Origin of the sequence: Arenibacter echinorum, from assembly GCF_003259375.1 — a bacterium.
In the GTDB taxonomy this organism is placed as follows: domain Bacteria; phylum Bacteroidota; class Bacteroidia; order Flavobacteriales; family Flavobacteriaceae; genus Arenibacter; species Arenibacter echinorum.
This window is the reverse complement of sequence record NZ_QLLN01000008.1, coordinates 1-23637: the sequence shown is the minus strand read 5'-3', so window position 1 is coordinate 23637 and position 23637 is coordinate 1. Positions and strand designations below refer to the sequence as shown.

General features: G+C 38.4%; 24 protein-coding genes. 14 read left to right on the top strand and 10 right to left on the bottom strand.

Annotation, left to right across the window (positions count from 1 at the left end; genetic code table 11):
- Positions 1-70: 70 nt before the first annotated feature.
- The 6 genes from LV92_RS18575 to LV92_RS18550 all read right to left on the bottom strand — a co-directional run bounded on the left by LV92_RS18575 (position 71) and on the right by LV92_RS18550 (position 6914).
- Complete coding sequence (locus LV92_RS18575; RefSeq protein ID WP_111625108.1) at positions 71-886, bottom strand: metallophosphoesterase; 816 nt, start codon at positions 884-886, stop codon at positions 71-73.
- Between the two features lie 140 nt (positions 887-1026).
- Positions 1027-2721, bottom strand: coding sequence for an alpha-amylase family glycosyl hydrolase (locus LV92_RS18570; RefSeq protein WP_111625254.1), 1695 nt, complete (start codon positions 2719-2721; stop codon positions 1027-1029).
- A gap of 144 nt (positions 2722-2865) precedes the next feature.
- Positions 2866-3645, bottom strand: a complete 780-nt coding sequence (locus LV92_RS18565; RefSeq protein ID WP_111625107.1) for a carboxypeptidase-like regulatory domain-containing protein — start codon at positions 3643-3645, stop codon at positions 2866-2868.
- A gap of 77 nt (positions 3646-3722) precedes the next feature.
- The gene (locus tag LV92_RS18560) at positions 3723-5531 is read right to left on the bottom strand and encodes a DEAD/DEAH box helicase (protein WP_111625106.1); all 1809 of its coding nucleotides are present in this window, start codon (positions 5529-5531) and stop codon (positions 3723-3725) included.
- Between the two features lie 161 nt (positions 5532-5692).
- Positions 5693-6337: a DUF4337 domain-containing protein gene (locus LV92_RS18555; RefSeq protein ID WP_111625105.1), complete on the bottom strand. Its 645-nt coding sequence runs from the start codon at positions 6335-6337 to the stop codon at positions 5693-5695.
- Positions 6324-6914: a non-canonical purine NTP diphosphatase gene (locus LV92_RS18550; protein WP_111625104.1), complete on the bottom strand. Its 591-nt coding sequence runs from the start codon at positions 6912-6914 to the stop codon at positions 6324-6326. Before LV92_RS18550 ends, LV92_RS18555 begins: the two co-directional genes overlap by 14 nt.
- 109 nt (positions 6915-7023) lie before the next feature.
- On the opposite strand from LV92_RS18550, the gene LV92_RS18545 reads away from it, so the two are divergent.
- The 4 genes from LV92_RS18545 to serA all read left to right on the top strand — a co-directional run bounded on the left by LV92_RS18545 (position 7024) and on the right by serA (position 11029).
- Positions 7024-7476, top strand: a complete 453-nt coding sequence (locus LV92_RS18545; RefSeq protein ID WP_111625103.1) for a methyltransferase family protein — start codon at positions 7024-7026, stop codon at positions 7474-7476.
- Between the two features lie 86 nt (positions 7477-7562).
- Positions 7563-8174, top strand: coding sequence for a SatD family protein (locus LV92_RS18540; protein WP_111625102.1), 612 nt, complete (start codon positions 7563-7565; stop codon positions 8172-8174).
- Positions 8171-8872 carry a DUF3307 domain-containing protein gene (locus tag LV92_RS18535; RefSeq protein ID WP_111625101.1) on the top strand — a complete coding sequence of 234 codons (702 nt, stop codon included), beginning with the start codon at positions 8171-8173 and terminating at the stop codon, positions 8870-8872. The genes LV92_RS18540 and LV92_RS18535 overlap by 4 nt, the downstream gene beginning before the upstream one ends.
- 264 nt (positions 8873-9136) lie before the next feature.
- Complete coding sequence (gene serA, locus LV92_RS18530; RefSeq protein ID WP_111625100.1) at positions 9137-11029, top strand: phosphoglycerate dehydrogenase; 1893 nt, start codon at positions 9137-9139, stop codon at positions 11027-11029.
- 161 nt (positions 11030-11190) lie between these two features.
- Here the strand turns inward: serA and rlmH are convergent, their stop codons facing one another.
- A complete protein-coding gene (rlmH, locus tag LV92_RS18525) occupies positions 11191-11664 on the bottom strand; it encodes a 23S rRNA (pseudouridine(1915)-N(3))-methyltransferase RlmH (protein WP_111625099.1) in 474 nt (157 codons plus the stop codon).
- A gap of 213 nt (positions 11665-11877) precedes the next feature.
- Between rlmH and nadC the strand changes: the two genes are divergently transcribed.
- The 4 genes from nadC to priA are packed head-to-tail and all read left to right on the top strand — an operon-like array spanning position 11878 to position 16616.
- Positions 11878-12735, top strand: a complete 858-nt coding sequence (nadC, locus tag LV92_RS18520; RefSeq protein WP_111625098.1) for a carboxylating nicotinate-nucleotide diphosphorylase — start codon at positions 11878-11880, stop codon at positions 12733-12735.
- Positions 12736-13722 (top strand): YihY/virulence factor BrkB family protein, encoded by a 987-nt coding sequence (locus LV92_RS18515; RefSeq protein ID WP_111625097.1) that lies wholly within the window; start codon positions 12736-12738, stop codon positions 13720-13722. It begins immediately after the preceding gene.
- Positions 13706-14146 carry a DUF2147 domain-containing protein gene (locus LV92_RS18510; protein WP_111625253.1) on the top strand — a complete coding sequence of 147 codons (441 nt, stop codon included), beginning with the start codon at positions 13706-13708 and terminating at the stop codon, positions 14144-14146. The genes LV92_RS18515 and LV92_RS18510 overlap by 17 nt, the downstream gene beginning before the upstream one ends.
- Positions 14147-14159: 13 nt before the next feature.
- The gene (gene priA, locus LV92_RS18505) at positions 14160-16616 is read left to right on the top strand and encodes a replication restart helicase PriA (RefSeq protein ID WP_111625096.1); all 2457 of its coding nucleotides are present in this window, start codon (positions 14160-14162) and stop codon (positions 16614-16616) included.
- Positions 16617-16620: 4 nt separating this feature from the next.
- Here the strand turns inward: priA and LV92_RS18500 are convergent, their stop codons facing one another.
- Positions 16621-17313, bottom strand: a complete 693-nt coding sequence (locus LV92_RS18500) for a LytR/AlgR family response regulator transcription factor (RefSeq protein ID WP_031444569.1) — start codon at positions 17311-17313, stop codon at positions 16621-16623.
- A 234-nt stretch (positions 17314-17547) separates the two neighbouring features.
- On the opposite strand from LV92_RS18500, the gene rpsF reads away from it, so the two are divergent.
- From rpsF to hisS, 5 genes are all read left to right on the top strand, one after another.
- Positions 17548-17886 (top strand): 30S ribosomal protein S6, encoded by a 339-nt coding sequence (rpsF, locus tag LV92_RS18495; RefSeq protein WP_111625095.1) that lies wholly within the window; start codon positions 17548-17550, stop codon positions 17884-17886.
- Positions 17887-17888: 2 nt separating this feature from the next.
- Entirely contained in the window at positions 17889-18188 is a 300-nt protein-coding gene (rpsR, locus tag LV92_RS18490; protein WP_176225701.1) for a 30S ribosomal protein S18, read from the top strand.
- A gap of 13 nt (positions 18189-18201) precedes the next feature.
- On the top strand, positions 18202-18657 hold the full coding sequence (rplI, locus tag LV92_RS18485) for a 50S ribosomal protein L9 (RefSeq protein WP_111625094.1): 456 nt from the start codon (positions 18202-18204) through the stop codon (positions 18655-18657).
- A gap of 140 nt (positions 18658-18797) precedes the next feature.
- On the top strand, positions 18798-19268 hold the full coding sequence (locus LV92_RS18480) for a DUF6495 family protein (protein ID WP_111625252.1): 471 nt from the start codon (positions 18798-18800) through the stop codon (positions 19266-19268).
- Positions 19269-19332: 64 nt separating this feature from the next.
- Positions 19333-20709: a histidine--tRNA ligase gene (gene hisS, locus LV92_RS18475; RefSeq protein WP_111625093.1), complete on the top strand. Its 1377-nt coding sequence runs from the start codon at positions 19333-19335 to the stop codon at positions 20707-20709.
- Here the strand turns inward: hisS and LV92_RS18470 are convergent.
- Together LV92_RS18470 and LV92_RS18465 are read right to left on the bottom strand one after the other, a co-directional pair.
- Positions 20704-21252, bottom strand: a complete 549-nt coding sequence (locus LV92_RS18470; RefSeq protein ID WP_111625092.1) for an NUDIX hydrolase — start codon at positions 21250-21252, stop codon at positions 20704-20706. The two genes, hisS and LV92_RS18470, sit on opposite strands and share 6 nt — an antisense overlap.
- 76 nt (positions 21253-21328) lie before the next feature.
- On the bottom strand, positions 21329-22417 hold the full coding sequence (locus LV92_RS18465) for a M42 family metallopeptidase (protein WP_111625091.1): 1089 nt from the start codon (positions 22415-22417) through the stop codon (positions 21329-21331).
- Between the two features lie 140 nt (positions 22418-22557).
- Between LV92_RS18465 and LV92_RS18460 the strand changes: the two genes are divergently transcribed.
- Entirely contained in the window at positions 22558-23208 is a 651-nt protein-coding gene (locus LV92_RS18460; RefSeq protein ID WP_245946436.1) for a DUF4294 domain-containing protein, read from the top strand.
- Positions 23209-23637: the final 429 nt, after the last annotated feature.

Here is a 23637-nt window from a genome sequence, read left to right as displayed (position 1 = left end):
CCATGGGTTTATGGCTGTGGTAAAGCAAACGGAAGCCAACAGAATAGCGACGCATTCACAAAATTAGTATCTAGATGTAGAAAATACTTGCCTCAGCCCTGGCTCCAAAGCGTATAGGATAAATAGTAGTTCCAACTCCTTTAGATACGTACATTTTTGAAATTTCATTGTTGTACCAGCCTTTAACATAATTTCCACTCCCGAATGGCGTAAAAAAGGGCTTTCCAAAAAATGTTATCTGCCCTCCGTGCGTATGCCCGGATAATATTAGGTTGGGTTTTATATTTAGAGATGTACTTATTTGATCAATTTCTTCCCTATAGATAGGACAATGATTAAGTATTACTGTAGTTAAGGATGAATCTATATTTTGGGCAGATTTAGTAAAGTCTGGGTACCCACAAACAAAATCATCAATACCCAATATGTTGATTTTTCTATCTTCGGTTTCAAAAATGAGTGATTCGTTCACCAGTATTTTCCCATTATATCTCCCATAGGTGCTTTTTAATTGTTGCAAATCTATTCGGCCTGAATATTCCTTATTACCCAAAATAGCTATTTTGGGAATATGAGCATTTAATAGGCTTAAAAAATCCTCCAAAACAGTTAAGTTTTTGTTCCGCTCTATAGAATCCCCTGTGAAAAAGATGACGTCCGGCCGCTCCTTGTTAATTCGGTCCGCAATGGATTTATGTACCGATTTTATACCGCGCAAATGCAGGTCGGTTAGGTGAATGGCTTTGATTTTGTTGGATTCCGATTCAGAAATGTCGTGCTCCGTCCACTCTATAAAATTGGTCTCCAACCAGAAAGAATCAAGTATAACAAAACTAATGGACCCCAAAACCAATTTTAGGACAAATTGCCTTCTATTCAATTTCATTTAATATCTGTTGGAAACATTTTTTAGCATTAAATAAGGAAGTGCACGAAATTAGGAAACATATTTAGAAATAGTCTTGTCAAAAAGTTAAATTGTTACCATTAAAGATCATAGGGAGAATGTAAGGGTCATCTTGTCCCTTAATTCTTGACTAATTCCAATAGTGCAATATCAAAGTTATTTTCCAGGAATACTTTGCCATTTTCTACTGTAACAATGGTTTCGGAAAATGCATCGTATAGTTTTGTTCCATCACCGAAAAAGCCTTTTACCCATAGGAATTTTTTGCCCAAGGGTAGTTTTAAGCCAACTACGACCTTATCCCTAAAATCCCCATTCAGAAAGGTTCTGCCAAAGACATACGGGCTTTTGGAGAGCCTTTGGTGTTTTCCAGCTCCTATTGCGGGATGATCGTTTCTAAATTTTCCCAGTTTTTGCCAATAGCCCAATATTTTCTGATTAAATGGAATACTGTCCAACTCCCCCCAGTTCATAAAAGATCTAAGGGTAGCATCACCCTGGGTGCCTTCAATGGTTAAACTGCGTACAGACTCGTCCCCATAATAAATTTGGGAGGCACCAGGGGTAAGTAATAATACATTTGCTGCGTGATACGGGTTTTTTCTCTCCTTGTCAAAGGGGTTTAGGTCATCGTGTGAAGTAAGGTAATTAACCACACTTTTTCCTTCCAATGCAGTAAACAGTAGGTCGTTATATTTGCTAAAAATAGCTTCATAGTCCTTGTTGGCATCATCCTTTAATTCAAAATTGATCAGACTGTGGAACCCATTGTCAAAATAATCTACTTTTTTGTCCCCAAAATTGTATTCACGACCACTGGATATTTCATAACCGTATACTTCTCCGACCATAAAAAAGGAATTGTCGTCCAGGACCTCTTCCGGATGCTTTCTTTTCCAAGTATTAAAGGCATAGGAGGCTTCACTGTATAATTCCTTCCATGTTTTTTCGTCCACATGTTTAGCCGTATCTACCCTAAAACCGTCTATTCCCAAATCGTTTACATAGTCTGTAAGCCATTTAATAATATAAAACCGCGGTGCCCTGGGGTATTTGGTACGATCAAAAAAAACTTGTAGTTCGTCCAGTTCGTTGCTTAGTCGCCCTTCTTCCTTCCATTTAGCCAATAGGGCATCTGGAAGTTCAACGGCCTCGTCAGATTCCGTTATTATATCGGGCAAGTTCTTCACTAGGGTACAATTGGTTGTTGTTTCATAATTTGTGTTTTCACATATCGGTCCAGTGCGTACCCATTCTTTTGGCCAAACAGGGTCTAAGTTCGTCACCGGTCCCGTGTGGTTGAGTACAATATCCATCAGGATTCTGATACCATTTTTATGCGCTGTCTTAACAAGTATTTCCAGTTCTTTTTTTGTTCCAAAATTGGGGTCCAGAGTTGTCCAATCCTTGGCCCAATATCCATGATATCCGTATGTGCTACCTGTACCTTCGTCTACAATGTCATGGATTTGCTCAACTATAGGGCTAAACCAAATGGCATTAATACCCAAATCGGTAAAATAGCCATCATTTATTTTTTGGGTTATTCCTTGGATATCACCTCCCATAAAGCCCCTTAATACAGCAGTTTCCTTGGTTCTGTTTAGGCTAATATCGTTTAAAGTGTCCCCATTGTTAAAACGGTCTGTAAGTAAAAAATAAATGTTGGCGGCATTCCAGAAAAAAGGTGATTTCACTTCCTTTTTTTGTGGCAGCTCTGCAATGGAACCGCTTTCTTTTACCACTTCATTTTTATTCTCTTTGCAGGATAAAAAAAACAATAAAAGCGCGGCAAGAAGAAGTCCCTTTTTCATTAGCATCTATTTTGCTTAAAGCTATAAAATGATGTCGGTAAAAGAAAATTTATTTTAAGCGAAACGCAATGGGGGCGAGAATCAAAAATATTGATTTAAAAGAATAAAGATGAGCCTCGCTTATAGCGATGCTAAGGTACGGGTCTATTTTTTCCTATTTAGGACCTTGTATTCTTCGTAACAGCTACTTATGGCATCCAAGATCTGTAAGTCATTGGCGGTAGTAATAAAGGATTTGGAGTAGTTACAATTATTAAGGATGTCCTCAATATCTACCTTTTCCAATTGCAGTAGCTCGGTCAAAGTTTCCCTGTCAAATTTGGAAGCCAAAAGATCCCTAATTTGATCGTCTTCCTTCATTTGGCGTAGTTTACGCATTTGGTTGGGTTTTTTTCCGAATAAATTTCTCAACAAATCTGCAGGGTTAAGTATGGCTCCCAAAACCTTGGTGACCGCACTTGGGTTCTTGCTCCCGGCTTCATAACCTACGGACAAACCAGAAATACTATATTGAAAAGCGTTGTTCAGGGGTAAGTTCTTGACATCAATTTCCAAATAGCCTGTGAGGGAGTAGGGTCTAACGATTACTTCTTCTAGTGCATATGCCAATTCCGTAAGGGAAATTTTTGTATCCTTAAATTTGAACATATCATTGGTAACCCTGACTTTTTGGGATTTAAAACCCAAAAAAGTAATATATAGGGTGTCATTCACCTTAGCAGGAATACTGAACTCTCCTTTTTCATTGGTAATTGTGCCCACCACTTCGTTAAGATTTACGACATGAACACTTTCCATTGGCTGGTCGGTTTGGGCATTTTGGACAACCGCTTTTAATTGTTTTACCTCTTCGTCATTTTTGTCCACTTGAGAATATCCAAAAGAGATAAATAAGATTGATAGGGCCAGTAAATAATTTTTCATTAAATAATTTGGATGATTATAATTGGTAAACTAACTAAAAAAATACGCCGAAGCGTATTTTTTTAATATAGAATTAACTAATAGGAATCACTTTTTCTTTTCGTTCTCCTTTTACCAGAACTACTAGCAGAGCTTCCTTTGGAGTCACTTCTGTCTCTTCTTCTTCCTTTGTTTCTATCATTGTCCCTGAAATCCCTTCCGCCGCCACTTCGGCTTCTGTCACGTCTTCCTCGGCCGCCTCCACCGCCGCCTCCTGGACTTTTTGACACTTCTACGTTAACAAATCGTCCATCAACCTTAAATTCGGTAAATGTCTTTAAAATTGCTTCTGTAGCGGATGCGTCAGTGTTAAAGAACGAAAAACTGTCCTTTACATCCACCTTAAAAATATCATCCTTGCCCAAATTAACGGTGTCTCTTAAGAAATCCTTTAAAGTCATCCAGTCATAGCCATCCTTTTCTCCAACATTGATGAAATATCTAACATTGCCATCCGCTGGAATTCGGCTATCACCATCTCTGGATCTTCCTCTATCCTCGCGATCGCCCCGGTCACGGGAGTCAGAGGTATTTAAATCTTGGGTTTTGTTGTAGTAATTAAAGAATCGGGTAAATTCTACCGAGATTATTTTTTTGATAAGTTCTTCTCTATCTATACCTTGAAGTACATCATTAATTGCAGGTAGGTAGTTGTCTACCTCCTCATTAATTTTTGTATCCTTAATTTTATTGGCCAAATGGTAAAGCTGTATTTCACAAATTTCCATTCCAGTAGGAATTTTTTTGGAAATAAAAGCTTGTTGAATTTTATTCTCGATGGCCTTGATTTTCCTAAATTCACTTTTGGTGATGATGACCATGGAAATTCCTGATTTCCCAGCTCTTCCAGTACGTCCACTACGGTGTGTATAGGTTTCTATTTCATCTGGCAATTGGTAATTGATTACATGGGTTATATCATCAACATCAATACCACGGGCGGCTACATCCGTAGCAACCAACATTTGTATTTGTTTCTTACGGAAGGAATTCATCACCAAATCCCTTTGGTTTTGACTTAGATCTCCGTGAAGTGCACCAGCGTTATAACCATCCTCGATCAACTTTTCAGCTACCTTTTGGGTATCTCTTTTTGTTCTACAGAAAATAACGGAAAATATGTCAGGATTGGTATCCGCTAGTCTTTTTAGTGCAGGATAACGATCACGACCACCTACTACGTAGTATTCGTGTTGTACCGTAGTTGCTCCTGAATTTTTTGTTCCTACCGTAATTTCTTGCGGACTGTGCATGAATTTTTTAGCTATAACAGCTACCTCTCTGGGCATGGTTGCAGAAAACAACCAAGTGGACTTTTCTTTTGGAGTGTTGGAAAGAATATCTTTGATATCCTCCATAAAGCCCATATTCAACATTTCATCGGCCTCATCAAGAATACAGTAATCAATTTTGGAGATATCCACCAAGCCACGACCAATCATGTCTTTCATTCTACCTGGGGTAGCTACCACTATTTGGGCACCCCTTTTTATTTGTCTGGCCTGATCGGTAATACTGGCACCACCATAGATTGCAACAACATTGACCCCTTTTTCATACTTGGAATACAATGTAAGTTCGTTGGTGATTTGCAAACAAAGTTCCCTTGTAGGAGAAAGTATCAAACCTTGTGTAGTTCTACTCTCGCTATCTATTTTTTGAATTAGTGGGAATCCAAATGCTGCAGTTTTGCCGGTACCCGTTTGTGCTAGGGCAACTAAATCGGTTTCACTTTCCAATAAGATCGGAATAGCTTTTTCTTGTACTTCTGAAGGCGATTCAAATCCTAAATCAGAAATAGCATCCAATAGGGACTTCTTTAGCCCCAATGCTTCAAATTTTGTCATAATATGTTTTAAATAATCGCAAATATGTATGTTGCATAGAGCGATTATTCTTTATAACCTATTTAGACTCAGCGCAACACATGCTATACCAGCGGCGTTAATTGAAGCGGCAAAGGTACTGCTAATTTTTTAATTAAAATATTTTATTTTGAAAGCGGTTTTTATGGAGCCAGGATAAAGCCGTATGCGGAAATTAGAATTCCAATGGCACCGAACGCCAACATAAGTACAATAAAGTTTTTCTGTAATTTTTTGTTATCACGAATTATGATACAAACAGCCCCTAGTACGATACATATTTGAAACAATAATTTTCCCAAGTCGAATTTCTTGGTCGCTGTTTCGTAATCCTGGGTGAGTTTTTCCCATTCGTTTATTCCTATAATTTTCCCCATTTCCCCATCAAGGTCCTGTGCCCAATGTTCTCTGGGAACATTGGATGATCCAACTAGAATTTCAGTTTTTTCAGCTTCGTATTTTAATACCATGCTTTTGGTCTGGGCTATTTTGGTTTTAATATTTTTAGTTTTATCCTCGGGTATTATACCTGTTTCCGTTAAGGCATTCAAATAATCCAGTTCACTTTCCTTTAAACTTTGTTTTATACTTTTAGATTGGTACCAATTGGAGTAGTTTACGAATTGGCTGTGGGCAATCATCATTTCCTCCTCCAGATTATTGTTGACAAGTTCCGCTATGGCCAGTAAAGCAGCGAATACAGCAATCAGTATTCCTCCTATGGTCTCGGTACGATCCAATATTTTAGGTGTTGTAGTAGTTTTTTCCTCGGATTTATTTGTTGACATGGGTTTGGTTTTTGAAAAATGCAAGTAATTGTTCAATGGCTTTGGCCCTATGGCTTATTTTGTTTTTTATCGAAATAGGTAATTCAGCAAAAGTTTTGTCATACCCATTGGGCTTAAAAATAGGGTCGTATCCAAAACCTTTGGCACCTTTTTTTTGGGTTGTTATATCGCCTTGTACAATTCCTTTGAAGAGAAATTGTTCATTGTTAAGATTTAAGGCGATAACGGTTTTAAAATGCGCCGACCTGTTGGTTTGGTTATCCAATTGGAGCAATAATTTGTCCATATTGTCATCTGAGTTTTTTTGTTCGCCGGCATATCTTGCAGAATATACCCCTGGCGCTCCGTCCAAGGCATCCACTAAAAGTCCGGTATCGTCTGCGAAACAGGGATAACCGTAATTTTCTGTGACAAAATTGGCTTTAAGGGTTGCGTTGCCTTCCAGATCATTTGCAGTTTCAAGAATCTCATCCATGCAGCCAATGTCCTCTAAAGACAGTAGTTCTATTTCTTTGGGAAATAGGATTTGTACTTCTTTTAGTTTGTTGGGGTTGTGTGTTGCAAATACCAATTGCATTTTACTTAGTTTTATTATTCTTTGGTTCGGGCTTGATAATCTTAAGGGCAAATTAATATTAAAGGTCTAAAAGTAGTAATTTTATTTCCTTATCATTTTATTATATTCTATGAAGTTAAAAATCCCGCCCCTTGTTGTTACTTTTATTTTTGCCTTATTTATGTATCTATTGGCTACATACATGCCAGTAGGTTATTTTGATTTTTTTGGTAGAAATTATTTAATGTATTTACTTTTCTTTCTTGCATTATTAATCGGGGTTGTTACTTTGTTTCAATTTTTTGGATCAAAAACCAGTATAGACCCACTTGTCCCTTCCAAAGCGTCTAAATTGGTTACAGGTGGCCTTTATCAATATTCCAGAAATCCTATGTATTTGGCATTATTGCTACTTCTTTTGACCTGGGGACTGTATCTGGGAAACGCATTTAATACGCTATTGGCCGCCGGGTTTGTCTATTATATGAATACTTATCAGATCATACCCGAGGAGGAAGCTTTGACGAATATTTTCGGGAAGGAGTATCAAAAGTATTGCGTAATGGTTCGTCGCTGGTTTTAATCATTTATTTATAATCGATTTAACTTATAAGTAAAAATATTAGTATTTTAGCTTATATTTTAATATATTAGCATTTTAACTTATATATGGTAGCTATAATTACAGGGGATATTATTAATTCTGACCGCTATGGGGCTTCGGAATGGATGGATATTCTGAAGCCATACCTTGGTCGTCATGGCAAAACACCCAATGATTGGGAGATTTATAGGGGCGATGAATTTCAAATAAGAACAAGCCCGGAAAGAGCTTTGCCTATGGCCGTTCAGATAAAAGCCCTCATTAAATCCATCAAGAATTTGGATGTGAGAATGGGGATAGGACTGGGGTCCGAAACGTTCGTAGGGAGCAGTGTGAGTCAGTCCAACGGGAAGGCATACCAACGCTCCGGTAGAATTTTTGAAACCTTAAAGGAGCAAAAGCTTAATTTGGCCATAGTTACAGGCCATGACGATAAGGATGAAACGTTGAACCTTATGTTGAAACTTGCATTGAATTTTATGGACGATTGGTCTACTGTTTCAGCACAAATGGTGAGTTTGGCCCTAGCAAAACCAAACGCTTCCCAACAGGAGGTTGCGGACCAATTAAAAATAAGGCAATCAGCGGTAAGCCAGCGATTAAAGCGGGCCAGGATGGATTTGGTGTTGGATCTACTGGCGTATTACGATCAAAATATAAAACATATTAAGGAATGATATTGTTTACTAAGCTATTGTTGGCCCACCTTCTGGGGGACTTTCTGTTTCAACCCAATAAATGGGTGGTGCACAAAGAGGCAAATAAGATAGCGTCCAAATATCTATACCTGCATATATTGGTTCATGTAATAATCGCCATGTTGTTATTGTGGGATTTAAAATTATGGGGATGGGTTTTGGTCATTGGTATATCACATTATTTTATAGACCTCTCAAAATTATATGCCAATCCTTATTTTGAGAACAAGGCCATTCCTTTTTTTATAGACCAGGCATTGCATTTGGTTGTTTTGTATTGCTGTGTGTTTAATTCTGATTTAGTGGGGCATACCGTGGGTCTTTTACAGGAAATGAATTGGCCGTTGGTTACGGCAGTTGTATTTGCAAGTTATCCCTCTTCCATTATTATGGCCAAATTGTTGGAAGGTATGTCGGACAGGATAGAATTGGACCATAAATCCCTTCCAAATGCGGGAAAGTATATTGGAATTATAGAACGATTGTTTGTATTGATCTTTATAATTTTAGGTAGATGGGAGGCAATTGGTCTATTGATTACCGCCAAATCTGTTTTCAGGTTCAATGACCTTAAGGAAAGTAACTCAAGAAAGCTTACGGAGTATATATTGATCGGCACCCTACTGAGTTTTGGATTGGCCATCATAACCGGATTAATTTATCTTGGGGTTCGCTAAAGGTGTATAAGGCCAATGCAGGAATATTGGTAGATCTTATCTGTATTAAATCAATTTCACTTTAGTAGTTATGAATGGTGGATTTAAACATTAGCTTGAAGGTTGGGTGAAGAAAAAATTTTATCAATTCCTTAATTTTAATGGTATAAAAAAATCATTTTCTTACATATATCGATGAAAATCAAGTATCGATTACTTTTCTTCGTAATAATAGGGAGTTGGATAAAATTAATTCATACTTTTGCCCCTTAAAATTCAGATTCAATGGTTGCGGTAGGCAGAAAATATGTGTTTGATTTTGATAGTACCCTAACTAGGGTAGAGGCACTGGATGTTTTGGCGGAGATTACGCTAAATGGAAGAGCGGATAAGGATGATATTATTCGGGAAATCCAAAAAATAACCAATCTGGGCATTGATGGGGACATTTCTTTTACCCAGTCCTTGGAAAAAAGAATTAATTTATTAAACGCACACAAGGACGACTTGGAGAATTTGGTCCAATTACTTCGCCAAAAGATATCCAAGTCGATAGAATCCAACAAGGAATTTTTTCATAATTATTCCGATGATATTTATGTAATTTCCTGTGGCTTTAAAGAGTTTATAGATCCCATAGTCGCCGAATACAACATTCCTGCGGATAGGGTGTATGCCAATACATTTCGGTTCGACGAAAACGGTAAAATAATAGGATTTGACGAGGCTAACGTATTGGCCTCGCACAACGGAAAAATTGCCTGTTTAAAAAACTTGGATTTACAAGGGGAAGTACAGGTAATTGGAGACGGTTATAGTGACTATGTAATGCGCGAAGCAGGTATTGCGGATAAATTTTTCGCCTATACCGAGAATGTGCATAGAGAAAAGGCTGCGAGAAACGCAGACTATATTACACCTAATTTAGATGAATTTTTATTTGTGAACAAGTTGCCAAGAAAGATATCCTACCCAAAGAATAGAATTAAGATTTTATTGTTGGAAAATGTCCATCAAAATGCTTTTGATACCCTTTCCGAGGAGGGGTTTTCCGTAGAGCTTCTGAAGCATAGCCTATCAGAGGATGAACTAATTGAAAAAATAAAAGGAGTACATGTCCTAGGAATACGTTCCAAGACCCAAGTCACCAAAAATGTGTTGGCTGCGGCAGACAAGTTAATGGTGGTTGGCGCTTTCTGTATAGGTACTACCCAAATAGATTTGGAGGCCTGCAAGAAAAAAGGAGTAGTAGTATTTAATGCCCCGTATAGCAATACACGGTCTGTTGTGGAACTGGCTATTGGTGAGATCATCATGTTAATGAGAAGTATCTTTCCGCGCAGTACTGAAATCCACGCTGGACAATGGAATAAAACTGCGGCCAATTCAAAAGAGGTACGAGGTAAAAATCTGGGTATTATAGGTTATGGAAATATTGGAAAACAATTGTCCGTATTGGCCGAGGCCTTGGGGATGCGTGTTTACTACTATGATGTAGGAGATCAATTGGCTTTGGGTAATGCCACCAAATGCAATACATTGGAAGATTTGTTAAATGTTTCTGATGTGGTAACCTTGCACATAGACGATAATAAGGCCAATAATAATTTTATAGGGGAAAGGGAAATTAATCAAATGAAGGATGGTGCCCTATTCGTAAACCTGTCCAGAGGTTTTGTGGTGGACATTGAAGCTTTGGCCAATGCCTTAAAAAGCGGAAAGATTGCGGGAGCGGCTATAGATGTTTTTCCAGAGGAGCCTAGAAGCAATGGTGAGTTCTTAACAGAGCTTAAAGGCTTGGAGAACGTTATTCTTACTCCCCATATTGGTGGTAGTACGGAAGAAGCACAACGTGATATAGCTGATTTTGTTCCCAATAAAATAATGGACTATATTAATTCTGGGAATACTGTAGATGCTGTAAACTTTCCAAATATTAGACTGCCTAAACAAAATAATGCCCATCGTTTTTTACATATTCACAAGAATGTACCAGGCGTTATGGCGAAGATCAATGAAGTTTTGGCCCGTTATGATATGAATATTTCGGGACAGTATCTTTCTACGGATAACGAGGTGGGATATGTAATTTCCGATTTGGACAAAGAATATAATAAGGATGTTCTAAAGGCCCTTAAAAAAATAGATAACACTATTAAATTTAGGGTTTTATATTAGAATGTTATTGGTAATCAAACCTAAAGGACTGCCTGAAATTTATTTTCAGGCAGTTTTTTTATGCATTTTAATGAAAAAATTCTGGGAATCGAACCTTTGGCGGTTAACTGAAAAGGATATTTTTTAAATAGGTTGGTACCTTCTTTTGTAATCGCGTATTGCTATTGATGGTGGTAAGGTTCATTCCTTAGAATGGTAAATGCCCTATAAAGCTGCTCCACCATAAACAATCGGACCATTTGGTGCGAAAAGGTCATTTTTGATAAACTGATTTTACCTCGGCTTTTTTGATACACCGCATCGCTAAATCCGTAAGGTCCACCAATGACAAATACAAGTTGCTTTAGGCCGGAGTTCATGTTTTTTTGTAGGTATTCCGAGAATTCTACGGAAGTTTTCTGTTTTCCGTTTTCATCCAACAGCACGAGTAAATCTGTAGCACTAAGTTTATTGAGTATGGCGTCCCCTTCTTTTTCCTTTTGTTGTTTTTCGGACAGATTTTTGGTATTCTTTATGTCGGGAATTATTTCCAGCTCAAACTTAATATAGTGTTTTAGCCTATTCTGATATTCCTCAATTAATTGGTTCAATTGAGTACTATCTGTTTTTCCCAGTACTAATAGTTTTATAGTCATTGGGCAAATGTAATGTGCATATTTCAAACTCCAAAAAGAAGATTATGCACGCATGCCGTTAATTAAATGAAGAATTGCTGTGCCAATGTGAAATAGTAGGTTTCAAATTAGCTCGGAGGTTTGTTTTATTTGGAACATTTGACCATTAATGAAATTTCAAAGGAGGCGGAATTGGAGAAACATTTTAGTAAATTAGCATAGAAAAAATAGTGCATGATATCAGAACAACAATTTAAGAAGGAGCTCGATTTAATTATAAAGAATGCTATACGGGAAGATGTAGGAGATGGCGATCACAGCTCACTGGCATGTATACCGGCCTCTGCAACCGGAAAGGCAAAGCTGTTGGTCAAGGACAAGGGTATTATTGCCGGAGTGGATTTTGCCAAAAAAGTTTTCCAATATGTGGATAGTAACTTAGAAGTGGAAGAACTTATTAAAGACGGCGCAGCCGTAAAATTTGGGGATATCGTGTTTTATGTTTCGGGAAGTTCTCAAAGTATTTTAAAGGCAGAGAGGTTGGTTCTTAATGGGATGCAAAGAATGAGTGCCATTGCCACCAAGACCAATTATTTTGTAAAACTTATGGAAGGTACCAACACCAAGATTTTGGATACCCGTAAGACAACCCCTGGAATAAGGGCATTGGAAAAATGGGCGGTAAAGATAGGTGGAGGTGAAAATCATAGATTTGCCCTCTATGATATGGTTATGCTAAAGGATAACCATATCGATTTTGCTGGAGGTATCACAAAGGCAATTGAAAAAACACAACAATATCTGGCCGACAAAAAATTAGATCTAAAAATTATTGTAGAAGCTAGAAACCTCAAAGAGGTTGATGTAATCTTGCAGTCTAACGGAATATATAGGATTTTGCTGGATAACTTTAGTTTTGCGGATACCCAGAAAGCTGTAAAAATGATCGGGGATAAATGTCTTACAGAATCTTCTGGCGGAATTAATGAGGAAACTATAAGGAAATATGCAGAATGTGGTGTTGATTTTATCTCTTCGGGTGCATTAACACATTCCATATACAATATGGATCTTAGTCTTAAAGCCGTTTAAATGTCCCAGGAAATCGAAAGAAAACTGGAGAAGATTCCCATAGTGAATTGGGTAGTGGGGCTAATGAAAAGTTTTAAGTTGCCTGCCTTTGAGGGCCTTTCTTTTTATGACCTTATTGAGATGTATGTTTTGGGGATAGTGAAAGGAGCCTTATCCACCCGGGCAAGCTCCATTTCCTTTAGTTTGTTTTTGGCCCTATTTCCATTGTTGATTTTTTTGGTTACCCTAATTCCTTTCATCATTCCCTATGTTTCTGTGGGAAATTCGAATTTTGACACGGAATTCCTAATTTTTTTGGAATCATTTCTACCTAGGGCAACGGGTGATTATTTTAGTGAAATTTACTTGCAGATCAGTGAGCAGGAAAGAGGGGATGTCCTATCCTCTGCAATCGCATTTATAACCTCAATTTTTTTGATGGCCAACGGGGTGAATGCCATTTTTGTGGGATTTGAGAACTCTTACCATGTAAATCTCAATCGCAGTATATTTAAGCAATATGTCTATTCCTTGATGGTGGGCTTGATGCTGTCCATACTTCTTCTGTTAGGGGCAGTCATATTTGTTTATTTTGAGGCATATGTACTTATTGGATTATATGATATAACACACAGGGGAGTGGAATTGGAGGTGGATCAAAGTGAATTTATTTTGGTGCAATGGGGTAAGTTTTTGTTTTTGGGTATGTTGGCCTATTTTGTAACGGCTATTCTATATTATTTTGGCACCAAGGAGGGAAGGCAGGCCAAATTTTTTTCAGCCGGAGCCTTGATGACTACCTTGCTTTTTATACTTACTTCCTATTTATTCGGGGTATATGTTGAAAAATTTGCCCGATATAACGAATTATACGGTGCTTTAGGAGGTTTGTTGATTTTATTGGTATTTATTTGGTTAAATTCCAATATCTTGCTGTTGGGGTTTGAACTGAATGCCTCGTTAAATTCTTTAAGAAAAAAATATGATAAACATGATGAAAAGGAATAAATGGGCAATGTTGGGTGTTTTTATGCTTTTTTCTTTGTCGGCTTCGGCGCAAAGCATCTTTGGGAAATGGAAAACCATCGATGATAGAACAGGTAATCCCAAGGCAATTATTAGTATCTATGAGGAAGATGGACTTATGTACGGTCATGTTGTTGAGATATTGGAAGAAGGTAAGGAAAATGCCGTTTGTGGAAAATGTGATGGGGAGAAAAAAGATCAGCCTATTCTTGGCATGAAGATAATTGAAGAGGTAGAGCATATTGGCAATGGGGAATGGAAGGGGAAAACCTTGTTCGATCCGGAACAAGCAATGACCTTTAGGTGCAAATTGTGGCTAAATCCCGAGAATCCTGATGAATTAAAGGTGAGGGGGTATTTGGCTTTCATCTACCGCACCCAGACTTGGATAAGGGTGGAAGGATAGAATTTTAGGGAATATGCAGGATTTTATCAATGTTATTTTACCCATTCCTATAGAAAAGCTCTTTACCTATAAGGTTAACGAGGAAGAGGCCAAAATATTAAAACCTGGAATGAGGGTAGCCGTTCCCTTCGGAAAATCAAAAATATATACAGCCTTGGTGTTCGAAATCCATAACACCGCACCTTTAGTCTACGAAGCAAAGGAAATTGATCAAATATTGGACGATTATCCTGTTGTGACCAATATCCAACTTAAGTTCTGGCATTGGTTGGCCCAATATTATATGTGTTCTATAGGGGAAGTTTTTCGCTCGGCCGTACCAAGTGCCCTGCTTTTGGAAAGTGAAACTTTGATACTCAGGAACGATAGGGCGAATATAGAGGAAAGCGATTTGCTCGATGATGAATTTATGGTGTTCGAGGCCTTACAGCATCAATCAATTCTCAGGGTTCAGGAAATAAGTGATATCCTAGACAAAAAGAATATCATCCCAGTTTTAAATAGGTTGCTTCAAAAGAATATCATCTTTCTCAAGGAGGAGATGTACGAACAATATAAACCCAAATTAGTCCGATACGTTCAACTGGGAAAAAACTATAGGTCTGAAGAGAATTTGGAAGCCTTGTTGAATGGTTTGACCAGGGCTCCCAAACAAAGCCAAGTGGTATTGTCTTTGTTTCAATTACAAGCAGCAACCAAAAAGCCGGTAAAGGTGAGCGATTTGGAAAAAGCCAGTAATAGTTCAAGCTCCATCATTAAGACGTTGATAGATAAGGGTATTTTGGAAGAACAATTTGTTCAGACCGATAGGGTTGTTTACGAGGGTGATGATGAAAACGAAACCTTAAAATCGTTGAACGACTATCAAAAGGCTGCTCTCAAGGATATAAAAAACTCCTTTAAGGACAACAAAGTAGTGCTTTTGCATGGGGTTACCTCTTCGGGGAAAACAGAGGTCTATGTGAAGCTGATCGAAGAATTCTTAAGCCAAGGAAAGCAAGCACTTTATTTGCTTCCGGAAATTGCCCTAACTACCCAGTTGATTTCCAGATTACAGGCCTATTTTGGTGAAAAAGTGGCCGTTTATCATTCAAAATATAATGTTCAGGAAAGGGTGGAAGTTTGGAATAATGTTTTGGAGGGCAAGCCAAAAGCACAGATTGTAATTGGGGCCAGGTCTGCTTTGTTTTTGCCATTTAAGGATCTGGGATTGGTTATTGTGGATGAGGAGCATGAAAGTTCTTTTAAACAATATGACCCGGCGCCCAGATATCACGCAAGGGACGCCGCCATTGTTTTAGGTAATTTGCACGGGAGCGATATTCTATTGGGGTCCGCCACGCCAAGTGTGGAAAGCTTTTATAACGTAAAGGTCGGCAAGTACGGCTATGCGCATATAGAAAGAAGATACGGGAATGTGCTTATGCCGGACATGGAATTGGTAGATATAAAGGAGCAGTCCCGAAAAAAGAGGATGAAAGGACATTTTTCGGAGCGGTTATTGGAAGAGATTGCGGAGACCTTGGATAACGGGGAGCAGGTTATTCTCTTTCAAAATAGACGAGGGTTTGCGCCCATTATGGAATGTACTACCTGCGGGCATGCGCCCCAATGTCCAAATTGCGATGTAAGTTTAACCTATCACCAGCAAAGAAAACAATTGCGATGTCACTATTGCAGTTATCATATAGCCCTTCAGGAAACTTGCCAAGCCTGTGGGAATGCAACCTTGGATACCAAAGGTTTTGGAACCGAGCAGGTAGAGCAGGAGCTCAATAAATTGTTCCCAAAGGCCAATGTTGGGCGAATGGATTTGGATACCACCAGGGGCAAACATGGTTATGAAAAGATCATCAATTCCTTTGAGCAACAGGAGATGGATATTCTAGTGGGTACCCAAATGCTGACCAAGGGGCTCGATTTCAGGAATGTAAACCTGGTCGGAATCATGAATGCGGATTCTTTGTTGAATTTTCCTGATTTTAGGGCTCATGAGAGAAGTTTTCAATTGCTTACCCAAGTGGCCGGCAGGGCAGGGAGGACCAAGAAGAGGGGTAAGGTAATTATTCAGAGTTATAATCCCAATCATAGAATATTACAGCAGGTAACAACTAGTGATTATAATGGAATGTTTCAGGAGCAGATTTATGAAAGGGAACAGTATAAGTATCCTCCTATAAACAGAATTATCAAAATTACGTTTAAGCACAAGGATTACAATAAACTAAACGATGCTGCGGAATGGTTTGCCAAATCCTTGAGGAATAGTTTTGGCGGAAACGTATTGGGGCCCGAATATCCGCCTGTGGCAAGAATCCGAAATCAATATATTAAGAATGTTATTATTAAGATCGGGGGAAACTACTCTTTGGTAAAAACAAAAAATAGCATTAAAAGAATTGAAAAATCCTTTAATGCTATTTCCTATTACAGAGGTGTTCGGGTAATCTACAATGTAGATCACATATAACTATCTAAAAATTATTTAGTGCCTCTGCCAATTCAGTTTTCTTATTTCTACTTAGAGGTATTTGTTTTCCGCTAACTTCTACATTTTTACTGTTAAACTTCTCCACTTTCTCCAGGTTAACAATATAGGATTTGTGAATTCTCAAAAACTTATCTTCTGGCAACTGTTTTTCAAAAGATTTCATTGTTGATAAAATTACGATATTGGCCTCATCTGTAACTAGTTTTATGTAGTCGCCCAAAGCTTCTATCCATTTTATCTCGTTTAAAATAACCTTTCTTTTCTTCAAGTTACTCTTAACAAAGATATGTTCTTCGTCTTCCGTTACCTTATTGATTTGTTCGTATTTAGCTACCGCCCGCTTAACGGAAGCGTCAAAACGTGATAGGGTAATGGGTTTGTGAAGGTAATCTGTTACATCGTAGTCAAATGCCTTAAGGGCATAATCCGGTTTACCGGTGATCAAAATTACCTGAGGACTGTTATCTAGGGACTCTAATAGGTCGAATCCAGTGATAATTGGCATCTCTACATCTAGGAAAATTAAATCGATTTCATTGTTCTTGATGCCGTTCTTGGCTTCAATGGCATTACTGTACTCAGCTACCAAAGCCAGATTCGGATGGTTATTCACCAGTTTGGCAACTGCCATCCGCTGCATGGACGAGTCGTCCACGATAATGCTTCTTAATTTCATAAATGGTTGATTTGTGGGGTTAAATCATCGACAAAGTACTTAAAAATCACGCTGATGTACAACAAAAGTTGTAAACATTGCAGTAATTGTTGTGTAAATGGCAATGACCATAGTTTAATTGTTTTTGGTTAAGTTCAATATTATGTTTTCTCTAGGTATAACGAAGATTTTTCCAATTTCTTGTGATATGAATAAAAAATAATTACTTTTGCACACTTAAAAAATTTTAAACATATGAACAATTACGAAACTGTTTTCATTTTAAATCCCGTTCTATCTGATGTTCAGATAGAGGAAACAGTTAAGAAATTTGAGGATTTCTTAATTAACAGAGGTGCCAAAATGGTAGCCAAAGAAAACTGGGGCCTAAAGAAATTGGCCTATCCTATCCAACACAAGAAAAGTGGTTTTTACCATTTGTTCGAGTTTACAGCTGAAGGCGACGTTGTTGCCCCTTACGAATTGGAATTCAGAAGGGACGAACGTATTATGCGTTTCTTGACCGTAAAATTAGACAAGCATGCCGTATCATGGGCAGAAAGAAGAAGAACAAAGTTAAAAGCTAAAGCGTAAGGATTATGGCATCAATAGAACAACAAGCAAAAGGTAAAAAAGACGGAGAGATCAGATATCTTACTCCTCTTAATATAGAGACCAATACTCAAAAGAAATATTGTCGTTTCAAAAAATCAGGTATTAAATATGTAGATTACAAGGATCCTGATTTCTTAATAAAGTTAGTAAATGAGCAAGGTAAATTGCTTCCAAGAAGACTTACTGGAACTTCCTTGAAATATCAGCGTAAAGTGGCCGTTGCTGTAAAAAGAGCACGCCATTTAGCTTTAATGCCATATGTTGGCGATTTATTAAAATAAAAAGAAACGGACGATGGAACTTATATTAAAGGAAGACGTACAAAACTTAGGTTTTAAAGATGATTTGGTGAACGTAAAGAATGGTTTTGGTAGAAATTACCTTATCCCAAGAGGATTGGCCTCTTTAGCTACACCATCTGCCAAAAAAGTACTGGCAGAAAACCTAAAGCAAAGAGCTCATAAAGAGAAGAAAATTGTTGATGCTGCCAATAAGACGGCAGAAGCCATTAAACAATTGGAAATTAAAATTACGGCTAAAGCTGGTGCAGGAGATAAATTGTTTGGATCTATTACCAATATGGATTTGGCCGATGCTTTGGAAAAAGCTGGACATTCTCTTGATAGGAGATATATTGCAATTCAGGGTGGAGCGGTAAAAAGGACAGGTCCTTACAATGCTCAAATAAGATTGCACAGAGATGTGGTAATCGATTTCCCATTTGAAGTAATTGCAGAGGCAAAAGGATAATACTATCCGGATAAGTAATATGAAAGGCCGCATTTATGTGGCCTTTTTTATGTTAATTACCTTAAAATTTACAGCAAAAAATTGTTCCATATGTCCGTCCTGGTTTCATGGGCAGGGCGTTTTCGAAATTTAGCGGCGAAATGAAATACTTAAGATTAACAAGACAACAACTAGAGGAGTTGCACCAAGAGTTTATCAACTTTTTGGCTACACAGTCCATAACAGGGGACGAATGGGAAAAGTTGAAGAAAGAAAAACCGGAGGTAGCGGAGGAGGAACTGGATATTTTTAGTGATTTAATTTGGGAGGGTGTATTGTCCAAAGTACAGTTTCTGGAAAATATATCCGCACAGCAAATGCATTTTTTTCATCTGGAGGAAAAAGAGATGAAGCTCATTTCTGTAAAAGTCATGAATCCGGATATTGATCTTAGTACCAAAGAAGGCTTTTCTTGGTTCAGAAAAAACTATCAATCAGATTTTGTAGAATATCTAACAGCCTCCAAGGCGTATTCAGCAGATAAAAACCTGGATAAGTTTAATTTAATAAAACAAGGAGCCGTAATTACCAAAGGTGAACTTTACCAATGGTTCGATGATTTAATTGGTTAATTTTGATTTTTCCTATCCAAGAAAACTTCTTTAATCCCTTATATTTACAATAGATTAAAATACAATGGCACAAAAACCATCCATACCTAAAGGAACCAGAGATTTTTCCCCTTCCGAAGTCAATAAGCGCAACTATATTTTTGCTGTGGTAAAAAAACATTTTCAGACCTACGGTTTTCAACCTATTGAAACACCGTCCTTTGAAAATTCGGAAACCTTAATGGGGAAATATGGAGACGAAGGGGATCGACTGATCTTTAAAATCCTTAATTCGGGGGATTTTTTGAATAAGGTGAATGATGGGTTGTATTCTACTAAGGATTCAAGTGCCTTGACTTCAAAGATTTCAGAAAAAGCCTTGCGCTATGACCTTACCGTGCCCTTTGCCCGTTACGTGGTAATGCACCAAAATGAAATCGACTTTCCTTTTAAAAGGTATCAGATCCAACCAGTATGGCGTGCAGATAGACCTCAAAAAGGACGTTTTCGTGAATTTTTTCAGTGTGATGCCGATGTGGTAGGTTCAGGTTCCCTCTTACAGGAAGTGGAATTGGTACAGTTGTACGATGCTGTTTTTACGGATTTAAAGTTGGAAGGAGTAACCATTAAGCTAAACAACAGAAAGATATTGGCCGGGATTGCCGAGGTAATCGGGGAGCGGGATAAATTAATCGACTTCACCGTGGCCCTGGATAAGCTGGACAAAATAGGGATTGATGGAGTTTCTAAAGAAATGAGGGAAAAGAATATCTCAGAGGCAGCCATTAATAAAGCGGCCCCCCTGTTCGCACTCAAGGGCACTAATCTGGAACAGCTTTCGGTTTTGGCCAACTTGCTGAAGGATTCCGAGGAAGGAAGCAAAGGGGTAGGGGAACTAAAGTTTATAATTGAAACCTTGGAGCAACTGGGATTGCAAACCGCAAATCTGAAGATAGATGTTACTTTGGCCAGGGGACTTAATTACTATACCGGGGCCATATTTGAGGTAGCTGCTCCGGAAGGGGTAAGCATGGGGTCTATCGGCGGAGGCGGTCGCTACGATGACCTTACTGGCATTTTTGGTCTTAAGGACGTAAGCGGAGTAGGAATCTCTTTTGGTCTGGACCGTATTTATTTAGTGCTGGAGGAGCTGGGGCTGTTCCCTGAAGCTATTGACCAATCCTTACAAGTACTCTGTGTAAATTTCGGGGATAAGGAGGCATTGACTTCTTTGAAACTTGTTAATCAATTAAGGAGGGCAGGTGTAAAATGTGATCTTTATCCGTCCAGTGCCAAGATGCAGAAACAAATGAAATATGCCAATAATAGAAATGTTCCTTATGTGGTGTTGATCGGGGAGCAGGAATTGGCCGGCAATTCATTTGTGGTAAAGGATATGGTCAAAGGAGGGCAGGAAACCTATAGTTTGGATAAACCTGAGGAGTTTTTGAAGAATTTATAGCTTTTTCTTAATGGCCTGAAATATGGCTTCATAATAATCCAAATCATAAGGCACGTATTTCTTGGAATGTAATTCGCTTTCCAGTTCCCTTTGGAATTTGGGCATTGTAATCAGGGAAAGATCGGCCACTTCGCTTTCTTGCATTTCAAGTTCTGAAAGAGGAGCTTTTAATTCGCAAATAAAAGTATGGTGGAATTCACAGTCCAATAGATCTTTGTGATGTTGGTGGATGTATTTGAATACCCCTATTTTATGTAATTCAGTTTCCGCAACATCAAGTCCGATCTCTTCTTGCACCTCCCTAATGGCAGAATCCGTTACATCCTCACCGGCACCAATATGTCCGGCTACGGATACATCCCAAAGTCCTGGATGGGTATCCTTGTTTTTGGCGCGCTGCTGTATAACTATTTCTCCGTTTTTGGTATAGAACCAGACATGGATGCTAGGGTGAAAAACCCCCTTTCTATGTGCCTCCGACTTCATAATGGACTTTCCCGTGTAATTACCATCGGCATCCAATACGTCTATTAATTCATCCATATCTTATTGTAATTTAATTATTGGGCAAAATACTTAAAACAAAAAAATCCTCCCCAAAGGGAGGATAATATAAGTGCTATTCAAAATAACTAAAAGTTTCGCCTTCTTTAATGTTTAGGAGTGTTTCGTAAATAAGTCTAATTACGTTTTCAACATCGTCCCTATGAACGGTTTCCACTGTGGTGTGCATATACCTAAGTGGCAATGATATCAAAGCCGAGGCTACACCACCATTGCTGTAGGCAAAGGCATCGGTATCCGTGCCGGTATACCTTGAAGCGGCCATACGTTGAAAAGGAATCTTACTGGCTTCAGCAGTTTCAATGATTCGTTCCCTAAGTTTGTTTTGTACTGCAGGAGCGTAGGAAATTACAGGACCTGCGCCAATTTCGGTATGACCTTGTTTCTTTTTCTCGATCATAGGAGTTGTGGTGTCATGACAGACATCGGTGATAATGGCAACATTCGGCTTTATTCTATGGGTGATCATTTCAGCTCCCTTAAGGCCAATTTCTTCCTGAACGGAATTGGTAATATAAAGTCCAAACGGAAGTGTCTTTTTATTTTCCTTTAGCAGTCTGGCCACCTCTGCAATCATAAAACCACCCACACGGTTGTCAATAGCGCGACAAACAAATTTATCCTTATTTAGAATTTGGAAGGTATCCGGATAGGTGATGACACAACCTACATGTACCCCAATTTTTTCCACTTCTGCCTTGTCCTTTGCGCCTATGTCTATAAAAATGTTGTCCAATTTAGGGGATTCTTCTTTAGAGCTGTCCCTAGTATGAATGGCCGGCCATCCAAATATTCCTTTTACGATTCCATTTTTAGTGTGGATATCCACCCATTTGGAGGGGGCAATCTGGTGATCGCTTCCTCCGTTGCGGATCACATAGATCAAACCGTTATCGGTAATGTAATTTACATACCAGGAAATTTCATCGGAATGCCCTTCAATGACCACTTTGTATTTTGCGTCAGGATTTATAACTCCTACTGCGGTACCGTAGGTGTCGGTAATAAAATTATCTACATAGGGTTTTATATAATCCATCCATAATTTCTGCCCTTCCCATTCATATCCGGTGGGAGAAGGATTATTTAAATATTTTTCTAAAAAATCTATGGATTTTTTGGTAAGAATCTTTTTAGCGCTCATTTACGTATATTTTGAATGCAAACTTAACAATATTCGCTTTTAATTAATAGCAAGCTCCTTTCTTTATCATTAATTTTGGCAAGGCTTTTGTATTTTAAGATTCAATGGAAAAAAAAATTTCGATAATATTTTTTTGGATAATGGGATTTACAGGACTGGCGCAGGTTCCTGAAGAGACTTTGGATTCCTTGGCCCAGCAGTATATTATAATGGAGGGAGACTCCGTTCTTCAAAGTTCCATTGCCTTAAATGAGGTTTATGTATTTGGTAGACTTAAGTTCTCCTCCTATAACGATAAGTTAAGGTACTATATATTAAGGAGGAAAACCATGAAGGTCTATCCTTATGCCAAATTGGCTGCCGAAAGGTTGGTGGAACTGAATGACAGTTTGGAGCACATAAAAAAGAATTCCCATAAAAGGAGGTTTACACGCAAGGTTCAAAAATTCATTGAAGATGAATTCTCCGAGGAACTAAAGAAACTGACACGTACAGAAGGTCAGATTTTGGTAAAGTTGATCTATAGGCAAACCGGGATCACGGCTTTCGATTTGGTGAAAGAGTTACGAAGTGGCTGGCGTGCCTTTTGGTACAATACTACCGCCAAAATGTTCAGCATAAGTATTAAGGAAGAATTCCATCCGGATCTGGTGCACGAGGATTACCTTATAGAGGATATTCTTCAAAGGGCCTTTGCCGATTTCAGTTTGGAAAGACAGCCTTCCGTTTTGGAATACGATTACGCTACCCTTACCAATATTTGGAAAGATCAGAACAAGTCCAAGGAGTAAGGTTGGATATCCTTTTTTTTTAAAGTAAACTCAAGGTTTTAGGGTTATTTTGGGCGTTCCCTCCTTGTGTCGGGCCGTGTGCTGTGCTGTATCCCTTGCTTTGCTTCGGGGATGCCGCTGCGCCCACTAACGCGGGGGGGCTTCAATTTTAACGTTGCATTGTTTTGCGGTTATGGGAAAAAGTATTAAATTGTTTTCCCTTTTTCGGGTAAATTTCCGTGCGCAAGGTGCTTGTTGACAGCGGGTTGTGCGGGGGCCTAAAAAAAAGGCGAAAAAAGTTTTGAAAAATCCTTGTGGATTTAAAAAAGGGTGGTAGATTTGCACCCCGCTAACGAAGCAATTCGGGAATCGGCGGAAAGGGTGTTCGGAGCACTGCGTTCATTAAGGTTCTGTATCCGATATCGTCCGGCAAAAAAGAAAAAATATTTT

Excerpts from the sequence above, each read along its gene's own strand:
- LV92_RS18575 (WP_111625108.1), bottom strand. The coding sequence starts at position 886 with ATGAAATTGAATAGAAGGCAATTTGTCCTAAAATTGGTTTTGGGGTCC.
- LV92_RS18570 (WP_111625254.1), bottom strand. The coding sequence starts at position 2,721 with ATGAAAAAGGGACTTCTTCTTGCCGCGCTTTTATTGTTTTTTTTATCC.
- LV92_RS18565 (WP_111625107.1), bottom strand. The coding sequence starts at position 3,645 with ATGAAAAATTATTTACTGGCCCTATCAATCTTATTTATCTCTTTTGGA.
- LV92_RS18560 (WP_111625106.1), bottom strand. The coding sequence starts at position 5,531 with ATGACAAAATTTGAAGCATTGGGGCTAAAGAAGTCCCTATTGGATGCT.
- LV92_RS18555 (WP_111625105.1), bottom strand. The coding sequence starts at position 6,337 with ATGTCAACAAATAAATCCGAGGAAAAAACTACTACAACACCTAAAATA.
- LV92_RS18550 (WP_111625104.1), bottom strand. The coding sequence starts at position 6,914 with ATGCAATTGGTATTTGCAACACACAACCCCAACAAACTAAAAGAAGTA.
- LV92_RS18545 (WP_111625103.1), top strand. The coding sequence starts at position 7,024 with ATGAAGTTAAAAATCCCGCCCCTTGTTGTTACTTTTATTTTTGCCTTA.
- LV92_RS18540 (WP_111625102.1), top strand. The coding sequence starts at position 7,563 with ATGGTAGCTATAATTACAGGGGATATTATTAATTCTGACCGCTATGGG.
- LV92_RS18535 (WP_111625101.1), top strand. The coding sequence starts at position 8,171 with ATGATATTGTTTACTAAGCTATTGTTGGCCCACCTTCTGGGGGACTTT.
- serA (WP_111625100.1), top strand. The coding sequence starts at position 9,137 with ATGGTTGCGGTAGGCAGAAAATATGTGTTTGATTTTGATAGTACCCTA.
- rlmH (WP_111625099.1), bottom strand. The coding sequence starts at position 11,664 with ATGACTATAAAACTATTAGTACTGGGAAAAACAGATAGTACTCAATTG.
- nadC (WP_111625098.1), top strand. The coding sequence starts at position 11,878 with ATGATATCAGAACAACAATTTAAGAAGGAGCTCGATTTAATTATAAAG.
- LV92_RS18515 (WP_111625097.1), top strand. The coding sequence starts at position 12,736 with ATGTCCCAGGAAATCGAAAGAAAACTGGAGAAGATTCCCATAGTGAAT.
- LV92_RS18510 (WP_111625253.1), top strand. The coding sequence starts at position 13,706 with ATGATGAAAAGGAATAAATGGGCAATGTTGGGTGTTTTTATGCTTTTT.
- priA (WP_111625096.1), top strand. The coding sequence starts at position 14,160 with ATGCAGGATTTTATCAATGTTATTTTACCCATTCCTATAGAAAAGCTC.
- LV92_RS18500 (WP_031444569.1), bottom strand. The coding sequence starts at position 17,313 with ATGAAATTAAGAAGCATTATCGTGGACGACTCGTCCATGCAGCGGATG.
- rpsF (WP_111625095.1), top strand. The coding sequence starts at position 17,548 with ATGAACAATTACGAAACTGTTTTCATTTTAAATCCCGTTCTATCTGAT.
- rplI (WP_111625094.1), top strand. The coding sequence starts at position 18,202 with ATGGAACTTATATTAAAGGAAGACGTACAAAACTTAGGTTTTAAAGAT.
- LV92_RS18480 (WP_111625252.1), top strand. The coding sequence starts at position 18,798 with ATGAAATACTTAAGATTAACAAGACAACAACTAGAGGAGTTGCACCAA.
- hisS (WP_111625093.1), top strand. The coding sequence starts at position 19,333 with ATGGCACAAAAACCATCCATACCTAAAGGAACCAGAGATTTTTCCCCT.
- LV92_RS18470 (WP_111625092.1), bottom strand. The coding sequence starts at position 21,252 with ATGGATGAATTAATAGACGTATTGGATGCCGATGGTAATTACACGGGA.
- LV92_RS18465 (WP_111625091.1), bottom strand. The coding sequence starts at position 22,417 with ATGAGCGCTAAAAAGATTCTTACCAAAAAATCCATAGATTTTTTAGAA.
- LV92_RS18460 (WP_245946436.1), top strand. The coding sequence starts at position 22,558 with ATGGGATTTACAGGACTGGCGCAGGTTCCTGAAGAGACTTTGGATTCC.